This window comes from Saccharopolyspora sp. NPDC000995 (assembly GCF_053599315.1).
Genome location: NZ_JBSFLZ010000093.1, coordinates 1 through 14,770, shown reverse-complemented (window position 1 = coordinate 14,770; position 14,770 = coordinate 1). Strand labels below are relative to the sequence as shown.

Annotated in this window: 17 protein-coding genes; 14 read left to right on the top strand and 3 right to left on the bottom strand. The window is 69.2% G+C overall.

Annotated features, from left to right (window positions below):
- Window positions 1-191: 191 nt before the first annotated feature.
- On the bottom strand, window positions 192-1,883 hold the full coding sequence (locus ACWDKQ_RS25455; protein WP_450141274.1) for a serine/threonine-protein kinase: 1,692 nt from the start codon (window positions 1,881-1,883) through the stop codon (window positions 192-194).
- Between the two features lie 446 nt (window positions 1,884-2,329).
- Here ACWDKQ_RS25455 and mbhE point away from each other — a divergent pair, with 446 nt between their 5' ends.
- The 11 genes from mbhE to ACWDKQ_RS25400 all read left to right on the top strand — a co-directional run bounded on the left by mbhE (window position 2,330) and on the right by ACWDKQ_RS25400 (window position 12,395).
- Window positions 2,330-4,705 (top strand): hydrogen gas-evolving membrane-bound hydrogenase subunit E, encoded by a 2,376-nt coding sequence (mbhE, locus tag ACWDKQ_RS25450; RefSeq protein ID WP_450141273.1) that lies wholly within the window; start codon window positions 2,330-2,332, stop codon window positions 4,703-4,705.
- Window positions 4,702-5,247 (top strand): MnhB domain-containing protein, encoded by a 546-nt coding sequence (locus ACWDKQ_RS25445; RefSeq protein WP_450141272.1) that lies wholly within the window; start codon window positions 4,702-4,704, stop codon window positions 5,245-5,247. The genes mbhE and ACWDKQ_RS25445 overlap by 4 nt, the downstream gene beginning before the upstream one ends.
- Window positions 5,244-5,660, top strand: coding sequence for a Na(+)/H(+) antiporter subunit C (locus ACWDKQ_RS25440; RefSeq protein ID WP_450141271.1), 417 nt, complete (start codon window positions 5,244-5,246; stop codon window positions 5,658-5,660). The genes ACWDKQ_RS25445 and ACWDKQ_RS25440 overlap by 4 nt, the downstream gene beginning before the upstream one ends.
- The gene (locus ACWDKQ_RS25435) at window positions 5,657-7,192 is read left to right on the top strand and encodes a Na+/H+ antiporter subunit D (protein ID WP_450141270.1); all 1,536 of its coding nucleotides are present in this window, start codon (window positions 5,657-5,659) and stop codon (window positions 7,190-7,192) included. Before ACWDKQ_RS25440 ends, ACWDKQ_RS25435 begins: the two co-directional genes overlap by 4 nt.
- The gene (locus ACWDKQ_RS25430) at window positions 7,185-7,736 is read left to right on the top strand and encodes a Na+/H+ antiporter subunit E (RefSeq protein ID WP_450141269.1); all 552 of its coding nucleotides are present in this window, start codon (window positions 7,185-7,187) and stop codon (window positions 7,734-7,736) included. The genes ACWDKQ_RS25435 and ACWDKQ_RS25430 overlap by 8 nt, the downstream gene beginning before the upstream one ends.
- A gap of 2 nt (window positions 7,737-7,738) precedes the next feature.
- A complete protein-coding gene (locus ACWDKQ_RS25425) occupies window positions 7,739-8,005 on the top strand; it encodes a monovalent cation/H+ antiporter complex subunit F (protein ID WP_450141291.1) in 267 nt (88 codons plus the stop codon).
- Window positions 8,002-8,349 (top strand): monovalent cation/H(+) antiporter subunit G, encoded by a 348-nt coding sequence (gene mnhG / locus ACWDKQ_RS25420; RefSeq protein ID WP_450141268.1) that lies wholly within the window; start codon window positions 8,002-8,004, stop codon window positions 8,347-8,349. The genes ACWDKQ_RS25425 and mnhG overlap by 4 nt, the downstream gene beginning before the upstream one ends.
- A gap of 156 nt (window positions 8,350-8,505) precedes the next feature.
- Complete coding sequence (locus ACWDKQ_RS25415) at window positions 8,506-8,784, top strand: hypothetical protein (RefSeq protein WP_450141267.1); 279 nt, start codon at window positions 8,506-8,508, stop codon at window positions 8,782-8,784.
- Window positions 8,785-9,280: 496 nt separating this feature from the next.
- Window positions 9,281-10,537, top strand: a complete 1,257-nt coding sequence (locus ACWDKQ_RS25410; protein ID WP_450141266.1) for a M20 family metallopeptidase — start codon at window positions 9,281-9,283, stop codon at window positions 10,535-10,537.
- A complete protein-coding gene (locus tag ACWDKQ_RS25405) occupies window positions 10,534-11,916 on the top strand; it encodes an amidohydrolase (protein ID WP_450141265.1) in 1,383 nt (460 codons plus the stop codon). The genes ACWDKQ_RS25410 and ACWDKQ_RS25405 overlap by 4 nt, the downstream gene beginning before the upstream one ends.
- Window positions 11,913-12,395, top strand: a complete 483-nt coding sequence (locus ACWDKQ_RS25400) for an FGGY-family carbohydrate kinase (RefSeq protein WP_450141290.1) — start codon at window positions 11,913-11,915, stop codon at window positions 12,393-12,395. The genes ACWDKQ_RS25405 and ACWDKQ_RS25400 overlap by 4 nt, the downstream gene beginning before the upstream one ends.
- A gap of 11 nt (window positions 12,396-12,406) precedes the next feature.
- Here ACWDKQ_RS25400 and ACWDKQ_RS25395 read toward each other — a convergent pair whose 3' ends face one another.
- Both ACWDKQ_RS25395 and ACWDKQ_RS25390 read right to left on the bottom strand, forming a co-directional pair.
- Entirely contained in the window at window positions 12,407-13,069 is a 663-nt protein-coding gene (locus ACWDKQ_RS25395) for a hypothetical protein (protein WP_450141264.1), read from the bottom strand.
- Window positions 13,070-13,127: 58 nt separating this feature from the next.
- Complete coding sequence (locus ACWDKQ_RS25390) at window positions 13,128-13,394, bottom strand: hypothetical protein (protein WP_450141263.1); 267 nt, start codon at window positions 13,392-13,394, stop codon at window positions 13,128-13,130.
- On the opposite strand from ACWDKQ_RS25390, the gene ACWDKQ_RS25385 reads away from it, so the two are divergent.
- The 3 genes from ACWDKQ_RS25385 to ACWDKQ_RS25375 all read left to right on the top strand — a co-directional run bounded on the left by ACWDKQ_RS25385 (window position 13,294) and on the right by ACWDKQ_RS25375 (window position 14,680).
- Entirely contained in the window at window positions 13,294-13,524 is a 231-nt protein-coding gene (locus ACWDKQ_RS25385) for a hypothetical protein (protein WP_450141292.1), read from the top strand. The genes ACWDKQ_RS25390 and ACWDKQ_RS25385 overlap by 101 nt on opposite strands.
- Window positions 13,517-13,729: a hypothetical protein gene (locus tag ACWDKQ_RS25380; protein ID WP_450141262.1), complete on the top strand. Its 213-nt coding sequence runs from the start codon at window positions 13,517-13,519 to the stop codon at window positions 13,727-13,729. The genes ACWDKQ_RS25385 and ACWDKQ_RS25380 overlap by 8 nt, the downstream gene beginning before the upstream one ends.
- A gap of 237 nt (window positions 13,730-13,966) precedes the next feature.
- Window positions 13,967-14,680, top strand: coding sequence for an HAD family hydrolase (locus tag ACWDKQ_RS25375; RefSeq protein WP_450141261.1), 714 nt, complete (start codon window positions 13,967-13,969; stop codon window positions 14,678-14,680).
- Window positions 14,681-14,770 lie beyond the last annotated feature (90 nt).

Genomic DNA, 14,770 nt, shown 5'->3' with positions numbered 1-14,770 from the left:
ATACATGGAGTCATTACTCCGGTTCTCCACGCTCGGGGAGCCCGTGACAACACCCGAACCAGCGCCGGATCTCCCCTTGCGCGCCGACGCAACGTCCGGACCGCGGTCCGCTTGCGCACGAAGAACTGCGATCCGTCACGTCTGATGAGGACATTCCCGCAGCTTGCCGCAGTTGGGCTGCGGGAACATCCTCATGGGCCGATGTGCAGGGTCGGTTGGATCTGGTTGAGGATCGGTTCGCTGGTCTGTGCCTCGCGGCTCGGTACCGTGACCCGGACGATCCAGAGGTCGTTGCCGTGGCGGATCAACTCCGCGGCGGTGTTGCGCTGCCGCCCCTCGGTGGGAGAGCCGATCAGCGACTTCTCGGTCGCCCGGTACTTCAGGCGCTGCTGGTCCTGGCCGGAGGAAACGGTGGACTCCACGGTGACACCGGACGCGCCCGCGGCGGAGTTCTGCAGCTCCGCCTCGTAGTCCGACATCTCCTTTCCGGGGCGGAAGAAACCGCCGTAGCGCTGCACGGCGATCTCCGTGGTGCCGTCCGGGGACACGAACGACACCACCGCGCTGTTGGCGAAGTCGTTGCGCTCGCTGTGGAACAGCCGCCAGCCCGGATCGCCCGGGGCCTTGATGCTGAACTCCTCGGCGTCCGGGGCGGCCGTGTGCTTCGCGATGTCGTGGTGCGTGATCAGATACAACTGACCTGGCTTGACCAGCGGCGGCGCCGAATCCGGCAGTACCGACGCGCCCGCGGCCAGCCGGGTCGCGGCGAAACCCCCGGCCAGTGCGGCGACGAAGAGCACGACCGCGACGACGCCGAGCGCGAGCACTGCCCACGGCGACCTGCGGCGCGCCTGCGCCGGCGGATCCTTCAGCGCGAACGGCGGCAGGCCGGGATTCTGGGCCAGCGGCACCGAGTCAGTTTCAATCGAGGGCTGCTGCATCGGCGGAGGCGACGACGACACCCGCTGCCGCACCTTCACCGTCGGCGCATCCGGGTCCAGCAGCATCGCGAACGGGCGGATCCCGGGCTCGGGCAGCAGGTGCTGGATCCGGCGGCGCGCTTCGGTCAACGGCATCCGCTGCGTCGGGTCCTTGACCATCAGGCCGCGGACGATGTCGCCGATCGGGCCTGGCCGGGTGCTTTGCGGCACGGGACCGCGCACCACTTCGGTCACGGTGGCCAGCGGATCGTTGCGCACGTCGTAGGGCGTACGCCCCTCTGCCGCCGCGAACATCGTCGCGCCGAGCCCCCACAGGTCGGCGGCGGCGGTGACGGCCTCACCCGCGGCGACCTCGGGGGCGATGAACGCCGGGGTGCCGAGCAGGATGCCGGTGCTGGTGATGGTGTGCTCGGCGATGTTGCGGGAGATCCCGAAGTCGCTGACCTTGATCCGGCCGTCGTCGCCGATGAGCACGTTGCCGGGTTTGACGTCGCGGTGCACGATGCCAGCCCGGTGCGCGGCATCCAGCCCGGATGCGACGCCGTCGGCGATCATCGCCAGCTGGTGGTCGCCGAGCGCGCCGTGCTTGCCGAGGATCGCGGCGAGGCTCTGCGACGGCACCAACTCCATGACGACGAACGGTTCGCCGTCCTCGCGGGCGACGTCGTAGAGCGTTACGACGTTGGGGTGCGACAGGACCGCGATGGCGCGGGCTTCCCGAAGCGCCCGCTCGCGCAGCTCCGCGGCCTCCTCGTCCGGCATCCCCGGCGGGAGCTTGACCTCCTTGATCGCCACCTGGCGGCGCAGCAGCTCGTCCGTGCCGGACCACACGGTCCCCATCGCACCGCCGCCGAGCTTGCTGTCCAAGCGGTACCGGTCCGCGATCAGCCGGCCGGCGCCGGCCAGGGTGTCACGCTCGTAGCTATCCGTGGGCACGGCCATATTTTCCATGGTCGGCAGGACGGGCGAGGCGGAACCGGCGAGGATCGTTGCTCACCTGGGACGATTACCCGATATCGCAGCGACGATCACCGGGTGTGGCGGAATCGGCGTTACGAAAAGTGAACAATCCCACGCCGACGGTCGCGGCGATGCCTCCCCGGATGTCGCCAAGGTCATTTCGCCGCAACGAAAAAAGGCCTCCGAGCGGCCAATACGCCGCCGGTGGCGGATTGGCTCGGGATGGGGCGTTTCGGATAAGTTGGGCTCCGATCGGACCTCGCTGTGCATCGGTGGCCCGAACCTTCCTCAAGCCGATATTCGCAGCGTTTGCACGCCGCCGACATCGTTCGTCGCGGTGCGTCTGCGGTGGCGTTGGCGAACAATCCCGGTGGTCGGGTGTCGGCGGGTCCGGGTGACCACGACCAATCGGCGTCGAGGAGGTGCTTTTGCTCGCGTTCGTCATCGTGCACCTGCTGGTGGCTCTCGCGCTCCCGTTCCTCGCCCGACGCAGCACCCGCGCAGCGTTGCTGACCGCGGCCGTCCCGCCGGCGGCGGCGCTGGTGTGGGTGCTGGCGCAGGCGCAACCGGTGCTGGCCGGGCAGGTGATCACCGAGTCGGTCGCCTGGGCGCCGCTGATCGGGCTGGAATTCAGCTTCCGGCTGGACCCGCTCGCGCTGCTGATGACCGTGTTGGTGGCCGGCATCGGCGCTCTGGTGCTGATCTACTCCGACGCGTACTTCAGCCCCGGCGGCGGTGCCGCGAGGCGTTCCGCGCCGCTGCTGCTGGCCTTCGCGGGCGCGATGCTCGGACTGGTCTTCGCCGACGACCTGATCACCGTCTACGTGTTCTGGGAACTGACCACGATCTGCTCGTTCCTGCTGGTCGGGCAGGCCGGGATCAGCCGCGAGTCGCGGCGGTCGGCGCTGCAGGCGCTGATGATCACCAGCCTGGGCGGGCTGGTGATGCTGCTCGGTTTCGTGGTGCTCGGCGAGTCCGCGGGCACCTACCGGATCTCCGAGCTGATCGCGAAGCCGCCCGGTGGCACCCCGGTCGCGGTGGCCGCGGTGCTAATCCTGGTCGGCGCGTTCACCAAGTCCGCGCAGCTGCCGTTCCACAACTGGCTGCCCGCCGCGATGGTGGCGCCGACCCCGATCAGCGCGTACCTGCACGCCGCGTCGATGGTCAAGGCCGGTGTGTTCCTGGTTGCCCGGCTGGGGCCGGTGTTCGCCGGCGTGCCGCAGTGGTGGTTGCCGACCGTGGTGTTCGGCCTGGCCACCATGCTGCTGGGCGGCTGGCGGGCGCTGCACGAGTACGACCTGAAGAAGCTGCTGGCCTATGGCACGGTCAGCCAGCTCGGCTTTTTGATGGTGCTGCTCGGTACCGGCACCTACACGGCGGCGGTCGCCGGGACCACGATGTTGTTGGCACACGGCCTGTTCAAGGCGACGTTGTTCATGGTCGTCGGAATCATCGACCACCAGGCGGGCACCCGCGACATCCGGGAGCTGTCCGGGCTGGGCCGCCGGATGCCGTGGCTGGCGGGGACCGCGATCCTGGGCGCGGCGTCGATGGCCGGGCTGCCGCCGATGCTCGGTTTCGTCGGCAAGGAAGCGGCGTTCAGCGCTTTCCTCGGCGGCTCCCAGCCGGAGCTGCTCGTGGACTTGGTGCTGGTGGTCGGCTCGATGCTGACGGTCGCCTACAGCCTCCGGCTGCTGTGGGGTGCCTTCGCGGTGAAGCGGGGCCTCGCGCCGACCGAGGCGAAGCCGGCCGGTTTCCAGTCCCTGACGCCCGCCGGGTTGCCCGCGCTCACGGGCGTTGTCATGGGCATCGGGTTCCCGATCGCCGACCGCCTCGCGAGCGCTTACGCCAGCGCCTTCCCTTCCGGCGACACCCCTTACCACTTGGGACTTTGGCACGGCTTGACGCTGCCGCTGCTGCTGTCGGCGATCGCGGTCACCGGCGGTGTCGTGCTGCACGTGGGGCGGGCGCGCCTGACCGCGCTGCGCAACGAACTGCCGCGGCTGCTGGACGCGCAGCGCGGGTACGAGCGGATCATGGCTGTGCTGGAGCGGATCGCGGTCGGGGTCACCGGTCGCCTGCAGGTCGGTTCGCTGCCGACCTACCTCGGCATCATCCTGCTGACCGTGCTCGTGATCCCTGGCTCGGCGCTGTTGATGCGCGCCAGCGTGCCGGAGAATCTGCGCATCTACGACAACCTCCTGCAGATCCCGCTGGGGATCGTGGTCGTCGTGGCGGCGATCGCGGTGCTGCGCTCGCGCCGCCGGTTGACCGGGGTGCTGCTGGTCGGCGTCGTCGGCTACGGCATCGGGGGGCTGTTCATCGTGGACGGTGGCCCAGATCTCGCGCTGGCGCAGTTCCTGGTCGAGACGTTGACGCTGGTGGCGTTCGTGTTCGTGCTGCGTCGGCTGCCGGTTCGCTTCACCCAGTCCGAAACCCGGACCAAGCGGGCGCTGCGGGTGCCCAAGGCGATCATCGCAGGCGCGGCCGGGGTGTTCATCTCGCTGGCGGCGGTCATCTTCGGCGCGGCCCGGCAGGCGCCGTCGGAGGCCAGCGCCGAGTTCATCGCCAACGCCGAGAAGGGCGCCGGCGCGACCAACGTGGTCAACGCGATCATCGTCGACTTCCGCGCCTTCGACACCGTTGGCGAGATCTCGGTGCTCGCCGTCGCGGCCACCGGCGTCGCCAGCTTGATCCTGGCGTCCCGACACGAACGGCGGAAACGCAGCACCCGCGTGGCACCGGCGACGCGGGTCAAGACCCCGGCCGTTGCCGAGCAGCAGCAGGAGGAGGTGCGCGAATGAAATCGCCGACGAAGCACAAGCCCGCCTGGACGAGCTGGGACGCCCCGAGCGAACGCTGGCTGCTGTCCGGCTTCCCCCGCGAGGGGACGCAGCGCACCATGCTGCTGGAACTGGCCTCCCGGATCGTGTTCCCGACGGTGCTGGTGCTGTCGATCTACCTGCTGTTCGCCGGGCACGACCGGGCCGGCGGCGGCTTCAGCGGCGGCCTGGTCGCCGGGCAGGCGTTCGTGCTGCGCTATCTGGCCGGCGGCCGGATGGACGACAGCGCCGTCGTCTCGATGCGCCCGCCGGTGCTCATCGGCCTCGGCCTGACCATCGCGACCGGCTCCGCATTCCTGCCGCTGCTCTTCGGCGGGCAGATCCTGGAGACCGCGATCTACAAGTTCACCGTGCCGTCGCTCGGCGAGATCAAGTTCGTCACCAGTGTGCTGCTGGACAGCGGGGTGTACCTGCTGATCGTCGGCGTCGTGCTGGACCTGCTGCGCACCCTGGGATCGGGCATCGAAGCCGACGTCGAAGCGGCGGCCAGGGGGCAGCGATGACGGTCAACCTGACGATGGCGGTCGTGCTCGCAGTGCTGTACTCGGTCGGCTTCTACCTGCTGATGCAGCGCTCGCTGATGCGGATCCTGCTGGGCATCGTGATCCTCGGCCACGGCTCAAATCTGCTGCTGCAGACCGCCGGCGGCCCACCCGCCGGCGCCGCGATGATCGGCACCACGGCGCCGAACGAGATGGCCGATCCGCTGCCGCAGGCCATGGCGCTCACCGCGATCGTGATCACCTTCGCGCTGACCACCTTCCTGTTGGCGCTGGCATACCGGTCGTGGACGCTGCTAGGCCACGACGAGGTCCGCGACGATGTGGAGGACCGGCGCATCCAGCGGATGGAGCGCCGCCTCGCCGAGTCCGAGGACGACACCACCGAAGAACTGGCGAAGGAGGCCACGCAGTGACAGTCCTAGTGGCCTTGCCCGTGTTGTTGCCGTTGGCCGCTGCTGGACTGTCGTTGGCGCTGGGTCGGTTCGCCGACCTGCAGCGCGCCCTCGGGCTCCTGGTGCTCGGCGGGATCATCGTCGACGCGGCCGTGCTGCTCTACGTCGCGGACCGCTACGGCCCGGTGGTGCTGCAGATGGGCGCGTGGCCCGCGCCGTTCGGCATCACCCTCGTCGCCGACCGGCTTTCGGCGCTGCTGCTGGTCGTTTCGTCGGTGGTGACCTTCGCGGTGCTGATCTACTCGATCGGCCAGCGCATCACCGACTATGGCCGCCAGCGTTCCAGCACCACGTTCCACCCGATGTACCTGATGCTGTGCGCGGGCGTGTCGCTGGCGTACCTCACCGGCGACCTGTTCAACCTGTTCGTCGCGTTCGAGATCATGCTGAGTTCGTCGTACGTGCTGATCACCCGGCGCACCACGGCCACCCGGATCCGGGCGGGCATGACTTACACGATCGTGAGCCTGGCCTCGTCGCTGCTGTTCATCACGATGATCGCGCTCGTGTACGCGTCCACGGGCACGGTCAACCTGGCCGACCTGGGCGAGAAGGTGCGGCAACTGCCGGACGGGCTGCAGATCGCGCTCGCGCTGCTGGTGGTCATCGTCTTCGGAGTGAAGGCGGCGATGGTGCCGCTGCACTTCTGGCTGCCGGACAGCTACCCGACCGCGCCCGCGCCGGTCACCGCGGTGTTCGCCGGACTGCTGACCAAGGTCGGCATCTACGCGCTGATCCGCACCCAGACGCTGGTCTTCAGCCATTCCGAGAGCTGGAACCTGATGCTGGGCATAGCGCTGATCACCATGATCGTCGGGGCGCTGGGAGCGCTGGCGCAGAACGACCTCAACCGGCTGCTGTCGTTCCTGCTGGTCAGCCACATCGGCTACATGCTGTTCGGGCTCGGCGTATACGACGTGGTGGGGCTGACCGGCGTGATCCTCTACGTGGTGCACCACATCACCGTGCAGGCCACTTTGTTCCTGGTCAGCGGTTTGATCACGCGGCACACCGGCACCGTGGCGCTGACCCGGATGGGTGGGCTGGCGAAGGCCGCGCCGCTGATCGCGGTGCTGTTCGCGCTGCCCGCGCTGAGCCTGGCCGGGGTGCCGCCGTTCTCCGGCTTCGTCGCCAAGCTGGCGCTTCTGCAGGCCGGTGCCGGCGCGGGCACCCCGACGGCCTACGCGGTCACCGGTGGGGCGGTGCTGACCAGCCTGCTCACCCTGTACGCGATGGCGCGGGTGTGGACCCGGGCGTTCTGGGGCCAGGTCAAGGCGCCGGAACCGGACCCCGATCCCACCGACGAGCTTGTCGTCGGCACTGCCACGTCGAACCGGCCGATGGTCGTCGCGAGCGGGGTGCTGGTGGCGGCGAGCGTGGTGATCGCCGTGGTGGCGGGTCCGCTGGCCGACGTCAGCGGGCGGGCTGCGACCGACCTGATGAACGGCGAGACCTATCGCACGGCGGTGCTGGGAGGTGGCGCCGGTGAGTGAGCAGGCAATCGGCCGTCGGCGGCGGCTGCTGCAACGGCTACCGCTGGTGGCCTGGCTGACCTTGGTCTGGGTGATGCTGTGGGGCACCTTCGACCTTGGCACGCTGTTCTTCGGCCTGGTGGTGGCACTGCTGGTGTCCACAGTGTTCCCGCTGCCGACGATCAACACCAACATCAAGGTGCGGCCGTTGCGGCTGGTGCAGTTGATCGGCTACCTGGCCTGGGACCTGGTGACCTCCACGGCGCGGGTGTCCTGGCAGGCGCTGCGCCACGGGCCGAACGCGAAGTCGGGCATCGTCGCGGTGACGTTGCGGACCGACTCCGACCACATCACGGCGATGGTCGCCAACGCGGTGTCGCTCGCGCCCGGCAAGTTCGTCCTGCAGATCGACCGGGTCAACCGGATCTGCTACGTCTACGCGCTCGGTATGCGGGTCGAGGACGTCGAATCGGTGCGGCGCGACGTGCTGGCGCTGGAGCGGCGGGTGGTGCAGGCGGTCGGCTCGGCGAACGAGGTGGCGCTGGTGAGTGGACGGGAGGGGTGAGCATGGTCTGGGTCTTCGCGATCACCTTCGGACTGTTGTGCGTGGCCGGCTTGCTGGTGGTCGTCCGGTTGCTGCTCGGCCGCACCACCCTGGACCGGATCGTGGCGGTCGACGTGTTCGTCACGCTGATCGTCGCGGGGACCTGCGTCGGCATGGGCTGGCTGGGCGACGGCTCGAACATCGCGCTGCTGGCCGCGTTCGCGCTGCTGGCCTTCATCGGTTCGGTCAGCGCGGCGCGGTTGATCGAGAAGAAGGAGCCGTACCGATGAGCTGGTTGGACGTGTTCTCCGCGGTGTGCCTGATCGGCGGCGCGCTGTCCTGCCTGCTTGGCGCGATCGGGGTGTTGAGTTTTCCGGACGTGACGGCCCGGCTGCAGGCGGCGACCAAGCCGCAGACCCTCGGGCTGATCCTGATCCTGATCGGCACCGCGGTGCAACTCGACTTCATCTACGCCTCGGGGCTGATCCTTGTCGGCCTGTTCCAGATGCTCACCGCGCCGGTGTTGGCGCAGCTCGTGGGCCGGGCGGCGTACCGCGCGGACAGCATCGCCCGGGAGATCCTGGTGGTGGACGAGCTCGGCGACCGCATCGAGCGGGAGCGGCGGGGTCGCTGACCCGGGGGGTATGCAGGCGTGTCGCGTTGCGCCGATCCGGCACAAGTCGCGCGGTGCTGATCACTCTCGGCTTCGAATATGATCAAATAGACCTGCACAGGTGACCACCTGACTGTGTGGTCAACGGACGCGGCGTTAGAAGGGTGTGGAGCCATAATGTGGCGGACCGGCCGCGTGCTCGCTGGCCTCGCGATCGCGTTGTTCCTCTTATTCGCACCGTCGGCGTTGGCGGAGGGCGGTGCCGCGCCCACCGAAGCGTCGGTGGGAGTGCACGCCCAAGAACCGGGCCCGCCGCAAGCTCCACCCGCCAAGCCGCCGACCGACGAGCGGCAGCGCCTCGCCATCGGCGTCACCGGAGTCGTGTTGATCGCGCTCGTGCTGTTATCCCGCAAGCTGAGGAAGAAGCCAGTCTTCTTTGTCAAGCGGAAGAAGTAGCAGACGGCGATAAAAAACCGGCGGGGTGGTCGGTTCTTTGCGGGATTATTTCGTGGTAATTCTCGCTATGGACTAGACCTAGCGTCGAACCTGTGGGATTTTCACAACTGGCCGCGTGCGCGGACCCGGCCCCGCCAGGGGTAATGGCGGCTCCGGTGCACCAGCCAAGGGGTATCTAGCCCCCCACCGACGTGGGCCGGCACCGGGAAGCCCCCCGACCGGTGCCGGCCCACACCTTTTCCTGGAGATCGCGGGAGTCCGGTCCCGGCGTCCCGGACACCGTCCCGACCGCGGGAACTTCCTCGGCGGTCGCCCGGTTGTTGCCGGCGCATTCAAATCGATAGTGTTAACGATATGTAAATCCGCATCGCCGGGACTCGAATTCTTCGGCACTGCCGAATCGCTGCCACCCATTCGTCGCAGTGTGGGTACCGGTGAGCTCCCGGCCGCTCACCAAGGCCGCGCTGTAGGCCCGGATGATGCAGGATGGGCGCAAATGAGTACCACCCCGCTCCCGCGCCCCGATACCAAACGTTCCACCGAAGCGCACGCCCACTGCCGCGACTCGGTGCAGCGCCACGAAGCGGAGCTGGTCGAGCTCTCCCGCAGCATCCACGCCGAGCCCGAGCTCGCGTTCGCCGAACACCGCAGCGCCGCCAAGGTCGCGGACCTGCTCGCCCGGCACGGCTTCACCGTCCGAACCCCGGTTGCCGACCTGGACACCGCACTGGTCGGCGAGGCGGGCAGCGGCGAGCTGGTCGTCGGCATCTGCGCTGAGTACGACGCGCTACCCGAGGTCGGGCACGCCTGCGGGCACAACGTCATCGCCGCCGCCGGAGTCGGGGCCGCGCTCGCGCTGGCGGAGATCGCCGACGACCTGGACGTCACGGTGCGGCTGATCGGGACCCCGGCGGAGGAGACCGGCGGCGGCAAGGTGCTGATGCTGGAACGCGGTGTCTTCGACGACGTCGCCCTGGCGATGATGGTGCACCCGGGTCCGGAGGAGGTCTGCCGCCCGACCTCGCTGGCCATCACCGACCTGGAGGTCCGCTACACCGGCCGCGAGGCGCACGCTGCGGCGGCCCCGGAACTCGGCCGCAACGCGGCCGATGCGTTGACGGTCGCGCAGGTCGCCATCGGCCTGTTGCGGCAGCACCTGGAGCCGAGGCAGATGGTGCACGGTATCGTTACAGCAGGTGGCGCGGCACCGAACATCGTTCCCGCGCACACTGCGGCGGTCTACAACCTGCGTGCTGTCGAAGCCCGCTCCCTGCAGCGCCTGGAGAACCGCATTCGGGCCTGCTTCGAGGCGGGTGCGACGGCGACCGGATGTGAGCACGAAGTCGTGCAGATCTCCCCGGTCTATGCGGAGCTGAGCCCCGACGGATGGCTCTCGGAGGTGTACCGCCGCGCGATCACCGAGCTCGGGCGCGAACCGCTCGACCGGGGCGAAGAGCAGGGCCGGGTAATCGGCAGCACCGACATGGGCAACGTGACCCAGGCCTTGCCCGCGATCCATCCGATGATCGCGGTGGACTGCGGCGACGCGGTCAACCACCAGGCGGAATTCGCCGCAGCCTGCGCGACCCCGGCCGCCGATCGAGCGGTGCTCGACGGGGCGGTGGCGATGGCCTGGACCGCGGTGGCCGCCGCATTGGACGGCGCGCAACGAGATCGCCTGCTGGCGTCCGTGCGCGACCGGTCCGGTCGAAGTTCGTCGGAAGAGTTCTGCGCGTCGGGAGGCGTGGCGTGACCGTGGTGGATTCTCGTGGCTCGGAGCCGGGTCAGTCCCGGAACGGTGGTTATGCGGTGGAAGAGGCGGATTGGGATCCGGCGGAGCGCTCCGCAGTCACCCGGGGCGCCCTCGTCGCGGCAGGCGTGGACGGGCTGAGTGCGCCCATCGGCAGCACCATGTCCAGCGTGGAATCCGCCGTGGCCGACCTCGGTGCTGGTCGTGGACCGTCCTGGCTGGATGTCTGGCTGGAGGACAACGCGCGACGTGTGGTGGCCTGGCGACGGCACATCCACGCCTATCCGGAGCTTTCCCGCGCCGAGCACGAGACCACGGCATTCCTCGCGGAACGGCTAACCCGGGCCGGCCTGCGTCCCCGGATCCTCCCGGTGGGAACCGGCCTGGTCTGCGACATCGGTGGCGAGACCAGGCCCGGCCAGCGCACTGTGGCGCTGCGGGCCGACATCGACGCGCTGCCGCTGACCGAAGCCACCGGACTGCCGTACGCATCCACAGTGGACGGTGTTGCGCACGCGTGTGGGCACGACGCGCACACGACGGTCGTGCTCGGTGCCGCGCTGGCGCTGGCCGTCGCGCCGAACCTGCCCGGCCGGGTGCGGGTGATCTTCCAGCCAGCCGAAGAAGTGATGCCCGGCGGCGCACTCGACGTGCTGGCCGCCGGTTCACTCGACGGAGTGGACCGGATCTTCGGGTTGCACTGCGACCCGCGGCTGCTGGTGGGCCAGGTCGGAACGCGGGTCGGGGCCATCACTTCGGCGAGCGACCTGCTGGAACTCCGGCTGAGCTCGCCTGGCGGGCACACCTCGCGCCCGCACCTGACCGCGGACCTGGTGCACGCGCTGGGCACCGTCATCACGGGCCTGCCGACCTTGCTGTCGCGCCGGGTCGATCCGCGCACCGGGACCGTCCTGACCTGGGGCGCGGTGCACGCGGGAGAGGCGCCGAACGCCATCCCGCAGGACGGCGTGCTCACCGGAACGCTGCGGACGGGCGACCGCGACACCTGGGCGAAGCTGGAGCCGCTGGTGCACGAACTCGTACACAGCCTGCTGGCACCCCTCGGCGTCGGGTTCGACCTGCAGCACCGGCGCGGGGTGCCGCCGGTGGTCAACGAAGCCGAGAGCACCGAGGTGTTCCGGGCCGGGATCGGGGCGGGGCTCGGCGAAGACGCGCTGGCCAGCACGCCGCAATCATCCGGCGGCGAGGACTTCGGCTGGTACCTGGAGCACGTGCCGGGCTCGTTCGCCCGGCTGGGCGTGCACTCCGGGGTCGGTCGGGTCAAGGACCTGCACCAGCCAACGTTCGCGTTGGACGAGCGAGCGCTGTTCGTCGGCATCAGAGCGATGGTGAACACCGCCCTGACCAGCCTGCAACGCTGACCGCCACGGCCTCCCGCTCCCACCGGGGCCGTGCTCGTCGGTGGGCGCCAATACCCGGCAGCGCGCGGCAGCCTGCAGGGCCTGAGCCTGGAGCACGGTCTGCCGAGATCGCCCGGGCCTGCCTGGAGGGGCTGGCCATGGTCATCCGGGACTGCCTGGTCGCCAGCACCGCGCAACCCACCGAGCTGCGGCTCACCGGGGGCGGCTCGGCGAATCAGCTGTGGCGCCAGGTGATCGCAGACGTCACCGGGTTGCCGGTCGTCCGCACCACCGACGAACAGGCCCTGGGCGCGGCCGTGACCGCGCATGCGCTGCTGACGGGGCGCGACATCACCGAGGTGGCCCGCGACCTGGTCGGGACATCCGATCCGTTGCAGCCGGACAAGGCCAACCGCGTGCTTTATGACGCCGCCTACGCGCGGTTCGTCGAGGTGTGCGAGGCCGCCCAGGCGGCCGGTTGGTTCGGACGCGCGAGTTGACGTCCGGGGGCTCATCGCGCACCTCCGACCAACTCGCCGCGCGGCTTCGACCAGGCAAGCTGGAGCAAGGCGGCGGCCTGCCGGGTACCCCGGCGATCTCTGCGCCGAGCGAGCCGTTCGGCGACGAGCGCCCGGAAGCGCTCGGCGGTATCACCCAGCTGGGCTAGCGCCTGCTCCAGGCAATCCAGCGCTGGGCGTTGCTCGCCGGTGCACAGCAGCTCGCAGATGGCGACGTCCAACGCCTGGGTGCGCAGCCCGTCAAGCTCGACGACGTCGCACTCCCGGATCCAGGCCTGGTGGATGACGAGGCCCGGCTGGGAGCGGAGTTCGCGGTCGTAGGGAATGGTCACGTGCACAACACCGCCCGCTGCGGAATCGCAGCCGTGCATCGCCGCCGCGGTCGCGCCGGACAGCACGGCGTGCGGCCCGGCGCGCAGCAGCGCGGCAGCTGCGCGGGTCAGCTGGTCGTGGACTCGGGCGGCCGGGATGACCACCCCGTACCAGGGCTCCACCCAGTCGCCTTCGTCGAGACCGGCCGCGAGTTCGGCGCAGCCGAGCATCTGCTCAGCGTCGCGGCGGGTCATGGCTCCGTTCAGCGAAGGCCAGCCGCCCGGGCCGTCGTGCTCGGCGGCCTCCGGCGGCCGCATGTCGGGGGAGATGATGTTCGCGGTCATGCCCTTAAAGAGGCGGGAAACCCGCGAACAGATACAGCCGCGACCGGATACACCTCAATCAGTTGACATCCTCCCTCGCCTGGGGCGAGGGATTCCAACTCTCGCCAGAGCGAGAGGTGAGGTTCACGGACGCTCTTCGACCCGCGTGCGGGTGTCGTCCCTCCGGCACAAGCCCGACCTGGCTTGCGACCTTCGTCCTGTCTGCCGCGACGTTGATGCTTGAGTTGACTTCCGCGTTGCAGGTGAAACCACAGCCAGAACAGACAAACTCAGCTTGGTTCTTGCGTGAGGTCTTGTCGATCCACCCGCAGTCGCGACACCGCACAGACGTCTGGCTCGTGCTCGGCGAGCCAGCTGAGCTGCGCGTGCGGCAGGCTGGCGAAGCCGACCGATCCGTGGAGCTTGAAAACCTCGGCGAGCAGACCGGAATCGGCCCAGTTCGTGGCGATGGCTGAGGCCCAGGCGTCGTTGCAGACCAGCGCGGGGTGGGTCCGGTGCCCGGCGGCGTCGACCAGCAGCAGCCGTCACCCTAAAGCGGTGATCGCCAGCGCCGCGACGTCGGTGCCGAGTTCTGCGACGGTGTCCGCGACGGCCGACCAGACCTCCGGCATGTTCTGCTCGGCCCAGCCGGGGCCGAGGGCGTGGTCGGAAGGTGAGTGACGGTGAGCTCGGTGCCGTCCGCGGAGTAGGCGACGCAGTTCACCACCGAGGTGCCGACGTCGATGCCGATGGTAATCACGGGGGTGCCCTTCCTGGTCCCGCCTAATGGTCGGCTTGGTCGGCTCGACCCGAAAATATCACACAATTTAGTGTTAAAAATTTCAAGATTGGTGTTATTTTTGCGATGGGACGTGACATCAAGGTCCGGGTTGCGGACCACGACCGGAAGGACGCGACGTGCCGCCTCAAGCCCGTTCCGTATCGGCAGCCGACCGCATAGACCTCGTGCTGCTCGACGTCGGCGGCCCCATCTACGACGACAAGGCCTACCGCGACGCGTTGCTGCGCGCCGCGCGCGAACTGGCGGACGAAGACGGCCGGAGCGTCGACGAAGCCGAGTTCCAGCAGGTCTACGACGAGCGTCGCCAAACCCAGGGTGGATCCCTGCGCACCGCGGTCGCCGAGCGGTTCCTCACCGCGCAGGACCGGCAGCGGTTGTCCGACCGCGCCGAGCGCTACTGGGAGTACCCGCCATCGGTGCTGCACCCCGACGTACTCCCGACCCTGCGGCAGCTCGCCGGGCGCTACAAAATCGCGGTCGTGGCCAACCAGCGGGCGGCCGTCGTGGACGCGTTGCGCCGGGATGGCGTGGCCGACTTCATCGACATCTGGGCGGTTTCGGAGGTTGTCGGCGCGGAGAAGCCGGACCCGCGGATCTTCCAGCACGCACTGCGGGAAGCCGGCGTCGAGCCGAAGAACGCGGTGCACGTCGGCAACCGCCTCGACACGGATGTGCGCGGCGCGCACCGCGTCGGGCTGCGCACGGTGTGGGTGGTGCGCGGCGAAGCTCCGCCGGACCCGACGCCGGAGCAGCTCGCCGAACCCGATGTGGTGGTGTACTCGCTGGCCGAGCTCTCCGATGCGTTGGAGAGGTTGCAGGAGGCCCGATGAGTTTCCTAAGTCAACCCTTGGTCTTTGTTGATCTTGTTTGTGGTTTGGTGGGTGGCAGGGTTGTAGCAGGTTTTGTCGCGCCAGCAGGCC

Bases quoted from the DNA above. Each gene is read 5' to 3' on its own strand.
- ACWDKQ_RS25455 (WP_450141274.1), bottom strand. From the start codon at position 1,883: ATGGCCGTGCCCACGGATAGCTACGAGCGTGACACCCTGGCCGGCGCC.
- ACWDKQ_RS25445 (WP_450141272.1), top strand. From the start codon at position 4,702: ATGAAATCGCCGACGAAGCACAAGCCCGCCTGGACGAGCTGGGACGCC.
- ACWDKQ_RS25440 (WP_450141271.1), top strand. From the start codon at position 5,244: ATGACGGTCAACCTGACGATGGCGGTCGTGCTCGCAGTGCTGTACTCG.
- ACWDKQ_RS25425 (WP_450141291.1), top strand. From the start codon at position 7,739: ATGGTCTGGGTCTTCGCGATCACCTTCGGACTGTTGTGCGTGGCCGGC.
- mnhG (WP_450141268.1), top strand. From the start codon at position 8,002: ATGAGCTGGTTGGACGTGTTCTCCGCGGTGTGCCTGATCGGCGGCGCG.
- ACWDKQ_RS25415 (WP_450141267.1), top strand. From the start codon at position 8,506: ATGTGGCGGACCGGCCGCGTGCTCGCTGGCCTCGCGATCGCGTTGTTC.
- ACWDKQ_RS25410 (WP_450141266.1), top strand. From the start codon at position 9,281: ATGAGTACCACCCCGCTCCCGCGCCCCGATACCAAACGTTCCACCGAA.
- ACWDKQ_RS25395 (WP_450141264.1), bottom strand. From the start codon at position 13,069: ATGACCGCGAACATCATCTCCCCCGACATGCGGCCGCCGGAGGCCGCC.
- ACWDKQ_RS25380 (WP_450141262.1), top strand. From the start codon at position 13,517: ATGGCTGAGGCCCAGGCGTCGTTGCAGACCAGCGCGGGGTGGGTCCGG.